Raw genomic sequence first — 746 nt, 5'->3', positions numbered from 1 at the left:
TAACTTTGTAAACTATCTGCCTTAACGAACATTAGAGAAAGTCAAATAAATGACGAATGATAAAGATAAATATAGAGAAATGTTATTGACCTCGATTGAAATTCAAAATCGAGTCGTGAAAAATTCTCAATATTTCGACAAGGCCACTAAGGACGCTATTATAGATTATTCCAAAAAACTCAAAGAACTTCTCGACAGTAAATTAACTCTAGCCCAATTGAGATCATTAACCAGCGACTTATTGACCTTTTGGAAGGAGAGTATCGGGCTTGACATAGAAACATTCTGGACTGAGTTGAAAGATCATGATATAGAATTTGAAAGAAAAGATGAACTAAAATTTGCTTTGTCAAAAGGTAGGTTTCGCAGAGTTGACCAAGGTATGGCGGCTCGGGAACATTGGGAAAACCTAAAAAATTTAGAGACAATTACTACCAGATTTACTCAAGGGGAAATTCAAAAAATTGGAGAAATAATTTCGGAAGATGAAAAGAATCGACTTGAGATATTAAAAAAGTGCCTCCGAAAGAAATCTATTCCACAAACACAGTATCTAAAGTTTGGAGAATGTATGGCTTACTTCAGAAATTGCGAACTGTTTGGCAAATATTTTACCAATGCAGAAGAAAGTGAACTGTATGAAATATGGAGAGACTTTAAAAGTAAATAAATAAAAACGCCCTACAACAATGGCGAGCTGCCTGCTTTTCCAACGCACAAAATCCGAAGCTCAGAAAGCACAGCAG

1 protein-coding gene is annotated in these 746 nt (G+C 35.1%); it reads left to right on the top strand.

The genetic code is table 11. The features are described 5' to 3' along the window. Positions 1-49 precede the first annotated feature (49 nt). Positions 50-670 (top strand): hypothetical protein, encoded by a 621-nt coding sequence (locus tag E1171_RS00490; protein ID WP_155203049.1) that lies wholly within the window; start codon positions 50-52, stop codon positions 668-670. Positions 671-746 lie beyond the last annotated feature (76 nt).

The organism is Xanthovirga aplysinae (assembly GCF_009711365.1).
GTDB lineage: Bacteria > Bacteroidota > Bacteroidia > Cytophagales > Cyclobacteriaceae > Xanthovirga > Xanthovirga aplysinae.
The sequence above is the reverse complement of the archived record's forward strand: the minus strand, read 5'-3'. Positions and strand labels throughout refer to the sequence as shown.